This window comes from Butyrivibrio sp. WCD2001 (assembly GCF_000424485.1).
In the GTDB taxonomy this organism is placed as follows: Bacteria; Bacillota; Clostridia; order Lachnospirales; family Lachnospiraceae; genus Butyrivibrio.
The window spans coordinates 668808-686977 of record NZ_AUJZ01000001.1 but is presented as its reverse complement, the minus strand read 5'-3'; the positions used below and the strand labels follow the sequence as shown (position 1 = coordinate 686977).

General features: G+C 36.1%; 14 protein-coding genes and 1 tRNA gene. 12 read left to right on the top strand and 3 right to left on the bottom strand.

Annotated elements, in window-relative coordinates:
- Nucleotides 1-55: 55 nt before the first annotated feature.
- Complete coding sequence (locus G630_RS0102905; RefSeq protein WP_026497700.1) at nucleotides 56-2518, top strand: leucine-rich repeat protein; 2463 nt, start codon at nucleotides 56-58, stop codon at nucleotides 2516-2518.
- A 112-nt stretch (nucleotides 2519-2630) separates the two neighbouring features.
- On the opposite strand, the gene G630_RS0102900 is transcribed toward G630_RS0102905, so the two are convergent.
- Entirely contained in the window at nucleotides 2631-3668 is a 1038-nt protein-coding gene (locus tag G630_RS0102900; protein ID WP_026497699.1) for a M42 family metallopeptidase, read from the bottom strand.
- 103 nt (nucleotides 3669-3771) lie between these two features.
- A tRNA-Met gene (locus G630_RS0102895) sits at nucleotides 3772-3845 on the bottom strand.
- 193 nt (nucleotides 3846-4038) lie between these two features.
- Here G630_RS0102895 and G630_RS0102890 point away from each other — a divergent pair.
- The 7 genes from G630_RS0102890 to G630_RS0102860 all read left to right on the top strand — a co-directional run bounded on the left by G630_RS0102890 (nucleotide 4039) and on the right by G630_RS0102860 (nucleotide 12105).
- The gene (locus G630_RS0102890; protein ID WP_026497698.1) at nucleotides 4039-5175 is read left to right on the top strand and encodes a GGDEF domain-containing protein; all 1137 of its coding nucleotides are present in this window, start codon (nucleotides 4039-4041) and stop codon (nucleotides 5173-5175) included.
- Nucleotides 5176-5301: 126 nt separating this feature from the next.
- The gene (locus tag G630_RS23290) at nucleotides 5302-5880 is read left to right on the top strand and encodes a VanZ family protein (protein ID WP_049946060.1); all 579 of its coding nucleotides are present in this window, start codon (nucleotides 5302-5304) and stop codon (nucleotides 5878-5880) included.
- A gap of 16 nt (nucleotides 5881-5896) precedes the next feature.
- Nucleotides 5897-7627, top strand: coding sequence for an LTA synthase family protein (locus G630_RS0102880; protein ID WP_026497697.1), 1731 nt, complete (start codon nucleotides 5897-5899; stop codon nucleotides 7625-7627).
- A gap of 153 nt (nucleotides 7628-7780) precedes the next feature.
- Nucleotides 7781-8788: a hypothetical protein gene (locus tag G630_RS0102875; protein ID WP_026497696.1), complete on the top strand. Its 1008-nt coding sequence runs from the start codon at nucleotides 7781-7783 to the stop codon at nucleotides 8786-8788.
- 13 nt (nucleotides 8789-8801) lie between these two features.
- Entirely contained in the window at nucleotides 8802-10196 is a 1395-nt protein-coding gene (locus G630_RS0102870; RefSeq protein ID WP_026497695.1) for an MBOAT family O-acyltransferase, read from the top strand.
- A 130-nt stretch (nucleotides 10197-10326) separates the two neighbouring features.
- Nucleotides 10327-11310 (top strand): acyltransferase family protein, encoded by a 984-nt coding sequence (locus G630_RS0102865; protein ID WP_196805734.1) that lies wholly within the window; start codon nucleotides 10327-10329, stop codon nucleotides 11308-11310.
- 66 nt (nucleotides 11311-11376) lie between these two features.
- On the top strand, nucleotides 11377-12105 hold the full coding sequence (locus G630_RS0102860) for a family 16 glycosylhydrolase (RefSeq protein ID WP_026497693.1): 729 nt from the start codon (nucleotides 11377-11379) through the stop codon (nucleotides 12103-12105).
- A gap of 77 nt (nucleotides 12106-12182) precedes the next feature.
- Here G630_RS0102860 and G630_RS0102855 read toward each other — a convergent pair whose 3' ends face one another.
- A complete protein-coding gene (locus G630_RS0102855; protein ID WP_026497692.1) occupies nucleotides 12183-13184 on the bottom strand; it encodes an acyltransferase family protein in 1002 nt (333 codons plus the stop codon).
- A gap of 395 nt (nucleotides 13185-13579) precedes the next feature.
- Here G630_RS0102855 and G630_RS0102850 point away from each other — a divergent pair, with 395 nt between their 5' ends.
- The 4 genes from G630_RS0102850 to G630_RS0102835 are packed head-to-tail and all read left to right on the top strand — an operon-like array spanning nucleotide 13580 to nucleotide 18158.
- Entirely contained in the window at nucleotides 13580-14644 is a 1065-nt protein-coding gene (locus tag G630_RS0102850; protein ID WP_044958448.1) for a glycosyltransferase family 1 protein, read from the top strand.
- 13 nt (nucleotides 14645-14657) lie between these two features.
- Nucleotides 14658-15758, top strand: a complete 1101-nt coding sequence (locus G630_RS0102845; RefSeq protein WP_026497690.1) for a polysaccharide pyruvyl transferase family protein — start codon at nucleotides 14658-14660, stop codon at nucleotides 15756-15758.
- A gap of 5 nt (nucleotides 15759-15763) precedes the next feature.
- Nucleotides 15764-16984, top strand: coding sequence for a Coenzyme F420 hydrogenase/dehydrogenase, beta subunit C-terminal domain (locus tag G630_RS0102840; protein WP_044958446.1), 1221 nt, complete (start codon nucleotides 15764-15766; stop codon nucleotides 16982-16984).
- Between the two features lie 7 nt (nucleotides 16985-16991).
- Nucleotides 16992-18158 (top strand): glycosyltransferase, encoded by a 1167-nt coding sequence (locus G630_RS0102835; protein ID WP_026497688.1) that lies wholly within the window; start codon nucleotides 16992-16994, stop codon nucleotides 18156-18158.
- Nucleotides 18159-18170: the final 12 nt, after the last annotated feature.

The window sequence follows — 18170 nt, the reverse complement described above, 5'->3', positions numbered from 1 at the left end:
CTTATTTATATATACATATATTTTTGTTGTTTAGTTATAGATGGAGGAACAACTGATGAAGTTTGCAATGCTTAAGAAAATGATATCTTTTTCACTGACGCTTTTGGTGGTGGCTTCTATTGGAGCAGTTTTTTATAATCCGATGACAGCAAAGGCGCAGGGAGAAGTTAAAACCATAACCGGCCTTGGGACAGGAGCTATCGAGAATCCCGTAAACGGTGGCGGAGAGTGGAATTATGTCTACTACGGCCAGTATGATGATAAGAGCGTAAAATATCGAGTACTTGATATAGATTGCAGTGATTTCAGTGATTATAAAAAAGTAAGTAAAAACACAATGCTTCTTGATTGCGACAACGTTCTCTATCACTTGATGCCCGGTACTTCTGCAGGCCTGATTGAGGACCTTAACGATCAGGGATTCCTTGATGCGAATGTTTTTACCGATGCTGAGAAGGATGCAATAGCTTTTAGCAGAAAAGAAAGAAGATCATCTTCAGATGGAGAAGGAGTTGACGGCGGTTTTGCGCAGCTAAAGGAGACAAAGATATTTGTACTTGATCCCAAAGAGGTAACGAATACAAGCTATGGATATAAGAACCAGGCAGAGGATTTTAATAGAATAAAAAAGAATATTACTACCGGAAGAAAGGATGACTGGTGGCTTCGACTTGGGAAAGAAGGAACAAAATTATTAAATAAAAGACTTTACAGAGTTGATAGTCTTGGAATAATTGGCTCCAGATCGGCGAACGAATCTGAAGGTGTAAGCCCCGCGTTTAACCTTAAAAAAGAATCCATACTCTTTTCATCATTAGTTGCGGGAACAGACAACGAGTATAAACTTACAGTTATCGATCGTGCGATGCAAACTCCGTCTGACATAAGAGGACATGTCGATGGTGATACTGAGGAAATAAGTTTTAAATTCCCTCATACAGAGGATGATGATGAGGTTTCATTTTCGGTGATCCTTTTAAAGAAGAGATACGAAGAAGGGCTGACAATAAGTAATGCTTCCGATTTTGCATATATACCGGTTGACGTTGCAAGCTCAAAGCAGTCCGGAAACGGTAAGGACATAAACAACTATGTGACCGGAACGTTTAATCTCCCTGAGAATTACAATGATTTCAAGTTTGCATATCTGGTATGTGAGAAAATCGGTGGCGATACAGAGACCGACTATGCAAACACTCCGAAGTATTTTGAGTTTAAAGCTGATGAGCATACTCACTCCTGGGAAGCTGAGTACCTTGGCGCAGGTGATGACAACGCTACAATAAAGTGTCTTGACTGCTCTGAAAGTTACACAATATCTATAACTGCAGTAAACAGAGACTATGGCGAGGCACTTAAAGTTGATATTCAAAAGCCCGAGAACCTTCCTGAAGAGATAGAAGTAAGTGATGTCATATACAGAGACAGAGAGGGAAATGAACTAAACGAAACCGATATCCATGAAATTGGCGAGTACACTGCCGCAGCAGTTATAAAATACAAGGATGAGGACGGCAGAGAGCAGCAGAAGGAGATTGCCAATAATTTCCAAATAACTAAGAAAGAACTGCTTCCTACTATGGTGGCACTGAGCGAGGATTCTTATATCTACGACGGTGAGGAGAAGACTCCGGAGGTTACTGTAAAGAACGGCGATATAGTGCTTGATAAGGATGACTATACCGTTGAATATAAGGATAACGTTGATCCCGGAGTTGCCGAGGTTATTGTTACTGCTGTTAATCCCAATTATTTCGGAAAAACAGTTAAGACTTTCAGAATAAAGAAGAGTTCCGTAGCAGATAAAGAGAAGGATATCTCGGAAAAGATTGATGACAAGCTTCACAATGGTGATGACAAGTCTTCAGATGACAAAAAGAACGATGAGGATGACGCTGAAAAGAAGGTAGAGGATATAGCTGAGAAGACCGGTGTTTCCGATATTTTTGACAGAATTGAGGAGAAATATAAAAAGGAAGATAATGCTTCTGCTGAGGTATCATCCGGAAATGCTGCGGTAACAGAAGAGGTAAATCAGCCGGTAGTTGTAGTAAATACAGCTTACCGCCACAACATTGGAGATAAGGTCATCTGCCAGGGTAACACCTATGAGGTGACTTCAAATGATGACGCAGACCTTACGGTAAAATTCATAAAGGCCAGATCAGAGGCTGCCGGCAGCATTACAATTCCTCTATCCATAGTAATCGATGGTAACGAATACAGAGTAACCGAGATAACGGATAATGCATTTTATGGCAATAAGAGCCTCAAGACGGCTATTATCGGTGAGAATGTAGAGAAGATTGGTCAGAACGCTTTCTATGGCTGCAAGAAGCTTAAAAATGTTAAAATTAAGACACTGTTCCTTACGAAGAAAACAATAGGTACGAACGCCTTTAAAAAGATCAACAAAAAGGCTAAGATACAGGTTCCTAAGAGCAAGCTCAAAGCTTACAAGAAAATCCTTAAAGCAAGAGGTGTTTCAGGAAAATCACAGAAGGTTACACAAAAGTAACACGAATAATACAAATATCATAGATGGCACAAATAGCGCCTTCACTCGTTTAAAGCCTTCCCCCACCGGGGGAAGGTGGCACGAAGTGCCGGATGAGGGGAGGCGTATTTTCTTACATTGCTACGTATTCAGCAAGCAGCCTATATGTATTCTTAATTCCATCAATATGAGTTCTCTCATAGCCATGACTTGCTCTGGTGCCGGGACCAATTGCAGCGTGCCTTATATCGAAGCCTGCCACAAGTGCCGGATCAGCGTCTGTTCCATAGTGTGGAGTGAAAATATCGGGGACATAGTCAGCACCGGATTTTCTGCCGGCTTCCTCAAGCTCTTTTATCATGTCAAGATTATAAGGGAATCTACTATCCATGCAGAATACTGAAACCTTGCGCTCAGAGCTGGTCTGCTCAGGTCCGATGCACGCGATATCCAAAGCAAGGAAATCCTTAACATCGTTAGGAATGCAGGATCCGCCGTGTCCGATCTCTTCATAGAAGGGAATGAACGCATAAACCTTACGATTTAATGTTATTTTGCCATCCTTAACATCGTGGAGCAGTTCCATAATAAGTGCGACAAGTGCCTTATCATCAATGAAGTGTGATTTGATATAGCCATTGGCATATGTGAATCTGGGTTCAACAGCTACATAATCACCAGTTTCTATACCAAGCTTTCTGACGTCATCAGCGCTCTTGACATCCTCATCAAGAACTACAAAAGAATTGGTATCAAAGCTTGCAACTTCTTTGTTTAATTCGTCTTCTGTGACGTGAACTGAAGCATTCTTTCTCTGGACGCAGCCTGTTATAACATTTCCGCTTCTTGTATGAATACGCACATTCTCACGCTCGGTATGATATGCGTAGAGACCGCCAACCTTGTATACCTTAATTGTGCCATCATCATTGATGTGGCGAACCATCATTCCGATTGTATCGCCGTGAGCGGTGATAAGGAGCGGATTCCCTTCGCCGCCGATTTCAGCTAAAATGCCGCCCTTGTGAAGGGTAGTGGTTTTGAAGCCGAGCGCCTCAATTTCCTTTATAAGATAATCCTGAAGCTCGTGGTACTGACCTGTGACGGAATCAATAGCCAGCTCCTTTTCAAGCTCTTCAAGATATCGTTTTTCATTTAATTCGTAGCTCATAAGATAAACCTTCCTTGTTTTGATAAAATTGTGACTGGTGGTCACTAAGATATAATAGCATAAAAAATAAGACATAGGTCACTGACTTATGTCTTATTCTACATAGCGAGAGGGGGATTCGAACCCTCGACACCGCGGGTATGAACCGCGTGCTCTAGCCAACTGAGCTATCTCGCCATATTCATTTTGTTGTCGTCTCTTGCCGACCGACTAGGATAGTATATCGCTCCCCAAAGGTAATGTCAACAATAATTTTAAATTTTTTTCAAAGAATTTTTGGAGCTCTATAAAGGTAATTATAATACTTTTATATCGCTTTTTTAATAGTGAGTTAATTGACTTTGGATTTTCTCTAAAATACCATAAAGACATGATTAATCTTGTTTCAATTTATTCGTCCAATATAGTTGGACTTTTGGTAATGGCAGTGATCCTGCTCAGCCGTGGATGGCGAATTCAGAACAAGAATTCCGAAAGTCTGATACTTCTTGTGATGATTTTTTCTGTTATATCCGGCTGTATCGTTGATCCACTGGTTTTCTATTTTGATGGAAAGCCTGGGACATTTGTTCGCATTTTTTTGTATATCGGTAATTCGTTCCTGTTTTTCTTAAATGCCGTTATAGGACCGGCATATATAACTATAATTGTCAGACATATCAACGAAAGCCAGTCCTGTAGACAGAGGCTGATTGTATATTCATTGTGTCTAAGTGAGATACTGCTTCTTCTTATAAATCTATTTAAACCTCTTGTGTTCCTGATTGATGAAAACAATTGCTATCGAAGGCTCTCTTTTTATGGCGTGTACATAATAGTTGAGGCCTTTTTCCTGCTTTATGGATTGTATGAATACTTTGCGGCGAAGCGAAGAGGCAGAATCCTCAGCTTTTTCCCGACCTGGCAGTTTCTTGTTCCTATTGCGGTTGGTATGCTGGTGCAGACGGCATTGTACGGAGTATCTTTGATCTGGCCGTGTGTGGGTGTGTCTGTGTGCTGCATAGCACTGAGCCTTCAAAATGAGAATATCTACCTGGACAAACTGACAGGTGCGTTTAACCGTTTTTATCTTAATGGAATAGTGAATGCAGCAAAAAAACGCGGAGAAAAACTTTCGGCCTTAATGCTTGATATGAACGGATTTAAGCAGATAAACGACAACTATTCTCATACGGAAGGCGACAACGCGCTCATAGCCATGGCAGATATTCTGAACCAGGTAGTAATGAATAACGGCGTTGTTATCCGCTTTGCAGGAGATGAGTTTATCGTAATTCTGGATAAAACAGCAACACATTCAATCGCTGATTATAAAGAATTTATTGCTGATGCTATAGAAGATTACAACGACGCGTCAAAAAAAACTTATAAATTGTCTGCGGCCATCGGTGGAGATATCATCGACCTAAGCACCGATGAGAACATCGATCTGATCAGCGAAATTGATAAGCATATGTATGCTGACAAAGAGGAGTACTATAAGAAGAATAACAGGCGCAAGAGGTAGGAAGTATCATTTTCACCGCGATTTGAGGATATTCCCATTTTGTGGTATATTTCAAAGAAGGCAATTACAGGAGAAATGCCATTTAAGGTATTTCTCTTTTTTACTTTGTAATAAAGGAATATCATAATGTCAGACTATAGAATACAAATTATTAATAATATACTTGAAAGGGAATTCCAGGGGGTTAGTCTTGAAAACCAGATGATGTTGCTGATTGTTGAGACCTGCATAGTTTTTGTTCCCGGCTTGATTCTTCTTTTTAAGAAGAAAATCACGTTTGGAAAATTGCTGCATGTTTACCTGATGGTAGTATATCTGGGGGTTATATTGACCATGACCATTTTCAGACGCCCTATCGGGATGAGGCCGGGGATAGTTCATCTTAATGTTGACACAGGCTTTTCCTTAAGCGGAATAGTCTCCAAATGGAGTGCTGCGTTTAGTACGCTTAACACTATCCTGTTTATTCCATGGGGGATGATAATCTATCCGTTTTTTAGTAAAAAAAGCCCCATAATTAGGATCATAATTACTACAATTATTGGCGCATTTACCAGTCTTTTCATAGAATGTACACAGCTCCATACTGCGACGGGAATGTTCGAAGCTACCGATATTGTAACAAATACGACCGGAACATTTATCGGCGCTGTGATTATGGCTGCGCTATGCGTGGTATTCAGACCGAAAAATAAAAATAGTTAACGAGGTGGAGTAGTTAATGGAAAAAACATCGAAAATTTCATTTGTTCTTATATATGTTTGGCTTGGTGCTTTTAGTGCGATTACATATCTAGAATTGTTTCTTGGCGCGTCTAAAAACTTTGATATAAACAAATACTGGGCTCATAACATAATGATTTGCTTTTTGATTAATATTCTTATATTTAATCTGGTAAAGAAAAAGCTTACATTAATAGTTATTTCAGCAGCTGCTTTTATCTGGAGTACCATATCACATTTTGTTTTGCAATTACATGGCAGTGCGCTTTGTGCAAGCCTTTTTAAAAACTTTAAAACAGCTGTTACGGTTATAGATAATTATAATTTAACAATAGACTTAAGAGTTCTGCTTATTGCGCTTATTTTTATAATAAATCTGGCGGTAGTGATACTTTTTCCGAAGAAGCATATAGAAACATATTCTGAAGGAAAACTTTATATGCTGCCCAAGCTGTTATTCCTTGCATTTTTTGTGGCCTATGCGTGCTTATCCTATAAGATCGCAAATAATAATATGAGCTGGGCACCATTTTTTATTATAGAACAGCGCGGATATTGCTCATATCTGATAACTGACAGCATATACTGTGTCAATCATTTTAGTAAGCCCGATGGGTATAATGTAAAACTTGTTCCTGTTAATGTCGAGGGTTTTGATGATAACGTGTCAGATACCAATCCGGATATAATAGTAATCCTGAATGAGGCGTTCAGCGATATCACAAAATACAGTGATGTACAAACAGATAAGGATCCTTTGGATGAACTTAACTCCATAGAGAACCTGAACATGGGCTATTGCCTGGTTCCGAATGCCGGAGGCGGCACAAATACATCTGAATATGAGCTGCTTACTTCCAATTCGACCGCTTTACTTTCAGTTGGTGCACCGTTTAACTATATTAACTTTGAGAAGCATAATGATTCAGTGGTTTCTTATCTGGAGAAAAATAATTATTCCACCTACGCTTTTCATTGTTTTTCAAAGGAAAACTACAACCGAAAGATAGCATATCCGGCTATGGGATTTGACCATGTTTATCTTGGGCCTGATCAATATGAATATCACAACAAGAACGGAAACAGAGACTGGCTTGATGAAGATAACTATAAGGACATAATCAGAGTCTATAATGAAACATCTGATAATCCGAAGTTTATGTATCTGCTTACATACCAGAATCATGGCGGGTACGAGCAAAATCCTCCGGAGATGGATACGATCCACTCATTGGGAGAATATGAGGTTTCCAATGACATAATTGATGAGTATGAGTCCAGTTTGGCACTTTCTGCTCATGCATTTAAAGAGCTGACTGATTATTTTTCAGCGGTTGAGAGACCTGTGATCATATGCATGGTGGGAGATCATACGTTTTCTTATTCCACCCAGCTCGGACAGGAAAATGTTTCAGCGCAGGAAAAGGACATAAATGACAGAACGGTTCCTTACCTAGTTTGGTCCAACTACCAGATTGACACTAAAATGTTTACTGATTATTCCAGTATGATAGACCTTATTCCGTCGGTTCTTTATTCGGCAGGAATAGAGCTTGATGACTATTACAAACAGATACTTGATCTGCATGAAAACATGCCAGGCAGGTCTACTGTAGGGCAATATGTTGGAACTGATGGAAATATCAATGATATTTGGGAACATCCTGAGATAGAGGACAAGTGGAATAAATATCTCTATGCGGAGTACCATAGATTAACAAATAAATGAAAAATCATTTGCTATAACAAGAGAAGGCGCGGGCACTATGCCCACGCCTTTTTAGCATCCTGAATGTGCTTCTATTTATGTACTTGAAGGCTGAGAAAATATAATGTAAAATTTTTGAGTTGATTTTTCTATTATAGTTGGAAGGAAAAATGTATGAAAAAATATGTAAAACAACTGATTCAATGGATTATAGCCGCACTAATAGCAGGACTTATTATGAACACGGTTCTGTTTTTTTATAATAGTCGTCCAGGATGGATAGAAAGAACGAAGGGTGCTACAACCGGCATATATACACCCAATTCCTATATTATAAAGATGACTGAGGGAAAGGGATGTCATAAAAGTGATTCAAGAGGATATGTAAATAATAGTGATAAGCTTGCAGATCATTATGTAATAGCCGTTGGGGCATCGCATACACAAGGTAAAGAAGTTGATGATGGAGAAAGATATACCGATTTGCTCAATGAATGGCTGGGATATAAAGACGAGGTTTATGTATATAATGTTTCCGAAGATGGCTATTATTTGCCGTATATTATAAATGGATTTAAAGCTCTTACAGAGGAGTTCCCTGATGCTGAAAAAATAATTATTGAAATCGCTACAACTTCATTTGATGTGGATCTCTTAAAGTCTGCATATGAACAGAGAGAATTTGATCAATCGCAATTGGGAGAGAATATATTTGATACACTATCACTTATGGATAAAATGAAAAAATATGTAAAACAGTATTCACCTCTGCTGTATAATGCAGAAAATCAGCTTGCTTCTATCAAGAAAATACACGGTGAATCAGAGACAAAAAATAATAAAGAAGTGGATATCGATGAATACAGAGATGCTCTGGATAAAGATTTTGATATGATGACTTCTTTATTTGATAAGGAAATAATAATTCTTTATCATCCAAATGTTGAGCTTAATGAAGACGGAGGAATGACAATTAAGACTGCTGAAACAGATGGTATATTCAAAGAGATTTGTGAAAAATACGATATTGCAGTAGTAGATATGAGTGACAAATTCCGTGAGGAATATGAGAATAACTGGGTAGTATCGACTGGCTTTTCAAATACAACTATCGCAGAGGGCCACCTCAATAAGGAGGGACATAGGATGATAGCGGAAGAATTACTTAAGATAATGGAATAAAGGAGTTTTTGCAATGAGTTTTCTTAGTATAGAATTTGCTTGTTTTTTTCTTATCCTGCACATATTGTTATATGCATTCAGGGATTATAAAAAGCAGAATGTTATTCTGCTTCTGGCAAGTTATTTTTTCTACGCAATGGCGGATATTCGGTTATTGGCGTTACTATTTGGCATATCCATAACAATGTGGTTTTTGGGGAAAAAGATATATGAAACAGGAAATAGAGTATTTCTTATAACTGGTGTTTTGATAGATGTAATCACATTGGGAATTTTTAAGTATTACAATTTTTTTGTTGGAAGTATTTTTAAGTTGGCGGGCAATGACTATACTGCACTTAATATAATTTTACCACTGGGTATATCGTTCTATATATTTCAATCAATCAGCTATATTGCTGATATATATATGAAAAAAATAGATGCCGAAGAAGACCTGGTAAATGTACTTCTATATATAGGTTTTTTTCCACAGATTACATCTGGACCTATTGTTAAAGCGAATTATTTTCTTCCTCAGCTTAAAAAGGAACGAGTTTTTTGTTGGAATAATATAGGGGACGGATTGCAGCTTTTTTGTATTGGTGCGTTTAAAAAGGTAGTGATCGCAGATCATTTAGCTGTTGCTGTGGATGCAGTATATGCTACTCCGGCAGCTTACAATAGTGTAAGTATTATATTTGCAATAATTGCGTATTCTTTGCAAATATATTTTGACTTTTCTGGTTATTCAGATATGGCTATAGGTGTAGCAACCACTATGGGATTTGAGCTTGGGAAGAACTTTAATCTTCCTTATTTGGCTGAAAATCCTTCTGATTTTTGGAGAAGATGGCACATAAGCTTATCATCATGGTTCAGAGATTATGTATATTTTCCTCTTGGAGGAAGCAGAAAAGGACGTTTTAAGACATATTTCAATCTTTTTGTAACAATGCTTTTAAGCGGCTTATGGCATGGCGCCAGTTGGGCATTTGTTTTTTGGGGATTATTGCACGCTTTTTTATCAGTAATACACAAAATGTTCTGCGATATTACTGGAAAAGCAAAAAAAGGAGAAACAAAAACTACTTTTTCGAAAATCTTATCTATAATAGTTAATTATTTTTGCGTTACCATATTGTGGATTCCATTTAGAACAAATAGTATGTCAGATGCGCTTTACATATTGAGAAGAGCTTTTTGCTTTTCGGCTGGAGTTAATTATATAAATGATTTTTGCATTATCTTTTTAATACTTACACTTATTATTCAGACATATGCGTTAGTAAAGAATAATGGGAATAATCCGGTGAAACCGCTTGATTTATGTTTGCTGAGAAATAAAGTGATTTTTATTTACTTTATAATTGCTGCGTTTATTTTTGCATATATTGGGAATACGGCATTTATTTATGCTCAATTCTAATAAGTTATAGATATATAATTGGGTTCGCAAGGCAGACGTAATGAGATATGGATAAATATATTGTAATAGGTAGGAATCGAGAATTATGACTTTGGAATATAATTATATATCTAAATATCGTAAAGAGCTTATGGGAATTGCAATTTTACTGATTGTGATTAGCCATAATAATATGGATTTTCCATGGGGATTTCACAACGTTAATAGCGGTATAAAAATGCTATGCCAGGTTGGTGTTGATATCTTTTTCTTGTTATCGGGATTCGGTTGTTATTATTCAATGAAAAAAGACAGCAATCCAATATCATTTTATAAGAAGAGAATAATGAGACTGGTTCCGCCTTATTTAACAGTTTTGCTTATTTTTAGCCTATATGCGATATGTGTAATGGGCAAAACACTTAAGGAATATTTATGGACATATTCTCTTGTATCATTCTATGTCGATAATACTCTGAATGAATGGTTTATTGCTTCGATTATTCTGGTATATCTTATATATCCGCTTATCTTTGCAATAGTTGAAAAAAGTGAAACTATTTTAAAAGCATGGATAATACTACTGTATGCCATAATAGTATTGTTTTTGTTCCATATTATTAGAATTCCTTATCCTGTTAAAGTTGTATTTGAGCTTCTTGGAACACGATTCCCGGCTTTTTTGATTGGATCTTGGTTGGCAAAGAATAGTGAAGGAAACAGAGGGATTAAATTTTCAACAGCGTTATATTTAATAATACTTGGGGCATTATCATGTATATTATCCCTTTACGTTTTTAAGGTGAAAGTAGCAAACAGCTGGTTCATAATTCGTACTGTGTTTATATTTATTGTTTTTTCGATACTTATTTGCTGGATCGCCGCAAGGATTAAAGCGGAAAATAATAATATAATAAGATGTTGCACGGCTTTTTTCACTTTTATTGGTGGAATCACATTGGAATTATATCTTGTGCATGAGAAAGTACTTGGAATTCTGACTCCGATAATGTATGGTATATTGCCATTAAATTCGTATTTGGTTCAATTAGTGATATATATATTAGGAACCATATTAAGTATTTTACTTGCCAATTATTTGAGTAAGTTGTTGGAACGACTTCAAAGAAAATAATGCCTTCGTATTCTAAAAGCAAAAAAATGCATTTTGTGGACGTTATTTCTGGAAAGAGGATTATATATGAAAAAGAAGTTGTATATTATTATAGTTAGTATTTTAGCAATATGTTTCTTAGTTGCCATAGGCTATAGCTATTATGACGAAGATGGTTTTTTAAATAATAGAGATACAAAATTTTACAGTAATTTTAATCGATTCAACAGATTTAAGTTTTATAAGTCGGAATGGGTTAGCGGACAAACCCCCAGATTGACATGGAGCCCGGACAATGTGCAATATGAAAATGGTAAAATGCTCCTTAGCATAAGGAATGATGATTCAGGACTTACAGGTGGCGAAATATTATCACTGAAAAAGTATGGCTTTGGATTATACCAGGTTAGGATGAAACCAATTAAGAATACAGGCGCTGTATCTTCCTTTTTTAACTATTTTAATGATGGTGATAAAGGGACTGAAATAGATATTGAATTTTTAGGGTATGACACCACAAAGATCCAATTCAATTATTATACTGACGGAGTTGGTGGTCACGCCTATTTATACGATCTGGGATTTGATGCAGCGGAAGAGTATCATGACTATGCTTTCAACTGGACGAGCGATTCAATTCAGTGGTTTGTGGATGGGGAAATGGTCTATGAAGCAAATGAAAATATACCTCAATTAGAGGCTCAGATCTTTATGAATGCATGGACGGGAGACGAGATAGAGTGGCATAAAGAATATGATGGAACGTCACCGCTTTATGCTTATTACGATTGGACATCGTATACAGAATTAAAGTAATATATGATCATAAATATAAGGAAAGAGCGGGAAATCAAGTTTTGAATTCCCACTCTTTTTTAATGCTTAAAAACTTGTTACTTTTTTATTCTTTTAATGCTCTTTGAAGGATAGAAAAAGAAATCTAAAAAAGCATTTGTATTTGTGATTTTAGCAATAATAATTGGACAGATAATACCGGCAAGAAGTCCAATGATAAGGTGAACACTATACATTGTTATCCCGCATTTTTTTAGTACAACACGAAATCCTGCTGTAAAAATTGTATGTAGTAAATAAATAGGAAAAGAGTACTTTGCAATAAAAAGGAGAAAGGATTTTATATTATTATTACACATAAAAATGGATATTATTGAAATGCTTGCAGCAATACCCAATACTTGCTTCAGTTCGCGCAATCCATAAAAGGATATCTCCTGATTTATAAAAAATACTGAAATGATCACTAAATGAACCAATATAATCAAGACTTTCGTTATCATGTTGACTTTATCAAGATACATTTGGGGAAGGCAAACACCTAATCCAAATACTAATAGAAATGCAATAGCTTGCCCTCCAAAAGGTAAACTTAGTCCAGTGATATGTAAAATCCCAATAATAGCCAAAAGTGCAAAGAGTGTAGCTATATCATTTAGTACTGTGGAGAGGACAACCCAAAATAAAAACAAGAAAAACAATCCATATATAAACCAGTACTGAGCAACCGGAGTTTTCCATAAATATAAAATATCAGATATTTTACTATCGTGATTAGTTCCACTAATTACAGAATTTATAAGAATGTAAATAGAAGAAATGAAAAAATAGGGTATGCCAAGATTTAATAATTTATGAAGTATGAATTTTATTCTGGAACCCTTTCCATGCCATTGACCAGTGATTTTGTATACATAACCACTAAGAAACATAAATAGAGCAACATGGAATGACCATAAAACATATTCTGACCAAAGCTCTAAATTAGGAAGTGGTGCATCAATGCTGGCATTTCTTATGCCCAAAATTACATGCCCCAAGACAACTAAAAGACAAGCATATCCACGCAAACAATCTACTAAATAGTCCCTCTTATTCATACAATTCTATGCTCCTCGTGCGTTTTTTATTGCATATTCATTCTTTTGATGTGAACACACAATTATGAAGTTTAACGGATAAATAAGGAAAAGTAAAGAATTTCTGCGTGTTTTTACATAATGTATAGTAAATGGTGAGATATTAAAAATTTATAGATATATTTTTATGGTGATTATAGTCATAAAAAATAATAAAAATGATAATTGCAATGGTGTTATAAGTGTATTGTTTACTTTGTTGTGTAATGAGTACTGGTAATTATAAAATTTTTGCTAACTGTACATTGTCATTTTATGCATTTTACGCTAAAATTTTGCGGATGGATTTTTGGCAGTTATTATAGAAAGAGTGGTAGGACGTCGAAGTGATAAGAATACTCCAATGTGTAAACAACATGCATAGAGCCGGACTTGAGACTATGCTGATGAATTATTACAGAAGAATAGATAGGACTGAATTTCAGTTTGACTTTCTTACGCATCGTCCTGATAAAGATGATTATGATGATGAGATATTATCTATGGGCGGAAAAGTATATTATGCGCCAAGATTGTACCCACAGAATCTGCCTGCGTACTATAAATATATGCAGCAATTCTTTGAAGAACATAAAGAATATAAGATAATGCATTCACATATTGATGCGATGAGTTACTTGCCTTTAAAGGCAGGAAAGAAGTCGGGAGTACCGATTAGAATAGCCCACAGTCATAACACTTCTATTGATAAGGATTTAAAGTATTGGCTGAAGATGTATTATCGTGCAAAAATAACATCGGTTGCGACTGATTATCTGTCATGTGGTGAAGAGGCAGGGAAGTTTCTATTTAAGGATAAGCCATTTACAGTTGTTCCCAATGCTATAGAAAAAGAGCCTTTTTTGTTTAATCCGGATATTAGAAATAATAAAAGGAAAGAACTGGGTGTAGAAAACAATTTGGTCATAGGCCATATAGGACGTATTTCATACCAGAAAAATCATAATTTATTAGTTCGCATTTTTGCTGAATTAGTAAAAATGAGAGCAGATGCAGTGCTACTTATTATAGGGGTAGGAGAAAAGGAAGAGGAAATAAAGAAACTCGTTAATGATCTTCAATTGACTGATAAAGTAAGGTTTCTTGGCAAAAGAGAAGATGTAAATGAGTTATATCAGGCAATGGATGCTTTTGTAATGCCTTCATTCTTTGAAGGTGTGCCTGTAGTGGGTGTTGAAGCACAATTTTCACAGCTTCCTTGTTTCTTCTCTGATAAAGTTCCTGTAGAAGTTGACTTTAGTGAAGCCACACATTTCATTGGCTTGGAAGAATCACCGATTATATGGGCAGAAACAATACTTAAAAATCTTGCTCAAATAGATAAAAGGGAAGATATAAAGCTGACAGATAATGAATATGATATCAATGAATCATATTCCAGGTTGACTGATATTTACAGGAACTTATATTCAAAACTTTAAAAGTGAGGAACTTATGAAAGTTTTAGTGATAACCAGACATGCTCCGATTAATTACGGATCATTACTCCAGGCAATTGCGACACAGAAGATATTTGAAAGCCTTGGACATGAATGTAAGATAATTGATTATTTGCGTGTTGATGAAGAATACGGAAATGTTGAGAGAACCGCTCTTTTTAATAAGAGAAAATGGAATAAAAATCCGTTTCAAAGAGCTATATATTTGATGATACGCGTGCCCGCAAGTAAATATGCCGGAAGAAAGTTCGGAGCAATGCAAAAAAAATACCTCAATTTAACGCGGAGGTATTCATCGGCTGAAGAATTAAAAAACGAAATGGAGATTGCTGATTATTATGTTACCGGTAGCGATCAGGTATGGGGTAAGGTAGTATGTGGTGAATACGATACAAGTTATTTTTTGGATTTTATAGACGATGATGATAAGAAGATAGCCTTCGCAAGTAGTATGGGACATTCTGTCGATTCAGAGAATGTAAAACAGATGTTTATCAAATATCTGTCCAGATACAAAAAAATAGCTGTCAGGGAAGACACCGCTGTTGATTACTTAAAATCTATAGGTATAGAAGCGAAGCAGGTTCTTGATCCCACTCTTATGATTTCCGGTGATGAGTGGAGAAAAATGATAACTCATAAGCCTGCGGGAAAATATGTGCTGATTTATCAGGTTCATAATGATAAGAAAATTGGTGCTTACGCTAAACAATATGCGGCTAAAAGAGGGCTGCCACTTATACGTATTTCGCAGAACTTTCATCAGATTATCAGGGAAGGGAAACTTAAATATTTACCGGATGCAGGAGAGTTTCTTGGGCTTATTGATAATGCAGATTGCCTTATCACGGATTCATTTCATGGAACTGCATTTGCAATCAACCTAAATACAGATTTTGTTGAGATTCTACCTAACACCAATACAGGTAGCAGGAATCAGAGTATTTTAAGACTTCTTGGCTTAAGTTACAGAATTGTAAGTGATATGAATGATTTTTCGTTAATTGGCAAAACGATTGATTATACCGAAGTTAATGCAAAATTATGTGAGGAGCGTAAAAAATCATATCAAATTCTGAATGAGTTTATTGAATAGATATCATGAAAGAAAAAATAGAGCTTTTTACCAACAAAATAGATTGTTGTGCATGTGGAGCATGTATGAATGCATGTCCCAAAGGTGCAATTTCATTTTTTCAGGATGAATTTGGTTTTGGTTACCCTGAGATTAATAATGATTTGTGCATAGGATGTGGCTCTTGTATAAGAGCTTGTGGGTTTAAGAAATTGCCTACAAAAAATTATCCTGTTAAGACTTATGCTGCAGCAGCAAAAGATATAGATATTTTGAAAAAGTCTGCTTCCGGGGGAGCGTTTGCTGTACTGGCCAGGAAAACAATTGAAAAAGGCGGCATGGTATATGGGGCTGCTTTAAATATATCGGATAACAAATTTTTGCCGGAACATATATGTGTTTCAAAATCAGAGAACTTAAGTAAATTACAAGGATCAAAATATGTTCAAAGTGATGTTGGATATATTTTCAGAGAAATACAAGAAAGAATATCTTCAGGGAAGCAAATTGTTTTTTCGGGGACACCATGCCAGGTGGCAGGGCTTCGTAAATATTTAGGCAAGGACTATGATAATTTAATTTGTATCGATATTATTTGTCACGGAGTTCCTGGTACAAAATTATTTAGCGATTATATGAATTATAGATCGCAAAAACTTAAAGGTAATATTCAGGAATTCTATTTTAGAGATAAGACAAAAGGGCAGGGATATACCACTAGAACGGTTTTGAAAACTGATAAAAAAACAATTTCGCATATTCGTGTAGGAGAGAAAGATGCATATATCAGGTTTTTCTCCAAGTCATTGACACTAAGAGATAATTGTTACAACTGTCCATTTGCTACGAAGGAAAGAGTGGGAGATATTACTCTGGGGGATTACTGGGGATTTCATAAGGAAAACCCCAATATTAGAATCAGCGGGTTGAATGATAGACTTGGTGTATCATGCATCCTTTGTAATACTGATAGAGGTATAAGGCTATTAAATGAGTGCATTGATGATTTTGTCATTATTGAATCGGAATATGACAAGATCTATAAAAATAATAAACAGTTAAATGGGGCAACTGAAAAACCGGAGCTTAGACAATTTGTTTTGCAAACATATCAAAATGGCGGATATGATGCGCTTGAAAAACTATATTCCAGGAAATGGTATAAGGATAAGATTAAGTATACGATCAGCGGACTAATCCCAATATCTGTTAAAAAAATTATTAAGAATGCAATAAACAGAGCCTAGGAGAATTATGAAAAAAGTATTGGTAGTAATGCCATCATTGTACAATGGTGGAGCAGAAAGAAGTGTAGTAAATCTATTAAACGAACTTCCAAGTGATAAATATGAAGTTGATCTTCTTCTTTTCAAAAAAGAAGGAATGTTTCTGGCACAGGTGCCAAAATGGGTGAATGTGCTTGATACACCTAAAGATTTGAAGAGAATGTATGGTAAAATAGCGGATTCGGGATTGTATACACCATGGAGGTTATTTGGAAATGCTATTTCCAGTGCTGTCACTTCAAATTCCAGACAAAAGCGCGGACATAGATGGAAATACTTCTATAGCAAGGCCATAAAACAGCTGGAGAAAGAATATGATGTAGCATTAGCATATATTTCCGGCGAAATTCTGTATTATGTTGATGAAAAAGTAAAAGCTAAAAAGAAGATTGTATGGATACATAACGATTATCGTTCTGCAGGACATCCCAGGAAATACGATTACAAACATCTTAAGAATATGGATGCTATTGTATCAATCTCAGATTCTTGTGTTGATATTATGAAGGATGAATTTCCGGAGTTTGCAGATAAGACTGTAATGATAGAGAATATAACATCTTCAGTCCTGACAAGAGAACGAGCTGAAGAGTTTTATCCTGAAGAATATAGCAAAGACGATATGAACCTTTTATCCATCGGACGTTTACATGAGCAAAAAGGATTTGATTATGCGATAGAAGCTGCTTCGATACTTAAGAAGAAAAATATCAATTTTAAATGGTTTATAGTTGGTACAGGTGATTTGGAACAGGATCTTAGAAGTCAGATAAAACAGTGTGATGTTGAAGACAGGGTAATTCTTCTTGGGGGAAGATCTAATCCATATCCGTATATAGCTAATGCCAATATTTTTATTCAGCCATCCAGATATGAAGGGAAATCCGTTGTTCTTGATGAAACGAAAATTCTTGGAACACCTATTATAGCCACAGCATATCCAACAGTTCGAGATCAGTTGGAAGAAAATAAAGAAGGAATGATCGTAGATTTGGATGCAAGTTCTCTGGCTGATGGAATTGAAAAGATGCTTGGCGATGAAAGTATAAGAAACAACATTCACATGTATCTAAAAGAGCATGAATATGGAAATCAGGCTGAGATTAAGAAATATATAGATTTGTTTGAAAAGTAAGAAAGATTGAGG

What these genes read in the sequence shown, in the direction of transcription:
- G630_RS0102905 (WP_026497700.1), top strand. Translation starts at nt 56, where the DNA reads ATGAAGTTTGCAATGCTTAAGAAAATGATATCTTTTTCACTGACGCTT.
- G630_RS0102900 (WP_026497699.1), bottom strand. Translation starts at nt 3,668, where the DNA reads ATGAGCTACGAATTAAATGAAAAACGATATCTTGAAGAGCTTGAAAAG.
- G630_RS0102890 (WP_026497698.1), top strand. Translation starts at nt 4,039, where the DNA reads ATGATTAATCTTGTTTCAATTTATTCGTCCAATATAGTTGGACTTTTG.
- G630_RS23290 (WP_049946060.1), top strand. Translation starts at nt 5,302, where the DNA reads ATGTCAGACTATAGAATACAAATTATTAATAATATACTTGAAAGGGAA.
- G630_RS0102880 (WP_026497697.1), top strand. Translation starts at nt 5,897, where the DNA reads ATGGAAAAAACATCGAAAATTTCATTTGTTCTTATATATGTTTGGCTT.
- G630_RS0102875 (WP_026497696.1), top strand. Translation starts at nt 7,781, where the DNA reads ATGAAAAAATATGTAAAACAACTGATTCAATGGATTATAGCCGCACTA.
- G630_RS0102870 (WP_026497695.1), top strand. Translation starts at nt 8,802, where the DNA reads ATGAGTTTTCTTAGTATAGAATTTGCTTGTTTTTTTCTTATCCTGCAC.
- G630_RS0102865 (WP_196805734.1), top strand. Translation starts at nt 10,327, where the DNA reads ATGGGAATTGCAATTTTACTGATTGTGATTAGCCATAATAATATGGAT.
- G630_RS0102860 (WP_026497693.1), top strand. Translation starts at nt 11,377, where the DNA reads ATGAAAAAGAAGTTGTATATTATTATAGTTAGTATTTTAGCAATATGT.
- G630_RS0102855 (WP_026497692.1), bottom strand. Translation starts at nt 13,184, where the DNA reads ATGAATAAGAGGGACTATTTAGTAGATTGTTTGCGTGGATATGCTTGT.
- G630_RS0102850 (WP_044958448.1), top strand. Translation starts at nt 13,580, where the DNA reads ATGCATAGAGCCGGACTTGAGACTATGCTGATGAATTATTACAGAAGA.
- G630_RS0102845 (WP_026497690.1), top strand. Translation starts at nt 14,658, where the DNA reads ATGAAAGTTTTAGTGATAACCAGACATGCTCCGATTAATTACGGATCA.
- G630_RS0102840 (WP_044958446.1), top strand. Translation starts at nt 15,764, where the DNA reads ATGAAAGAAAAAATAGAGCTTTTTACCAACAAAATAGATTGTTGTGCA.
- G630_RS0102835 (WP_026497688.1), top strand. Translation starts at nt 16,992, where the DNA reads ATGAAAAAAGTATTGGTAGTAATGCCATCATTGTACAATGGTGGAGCA.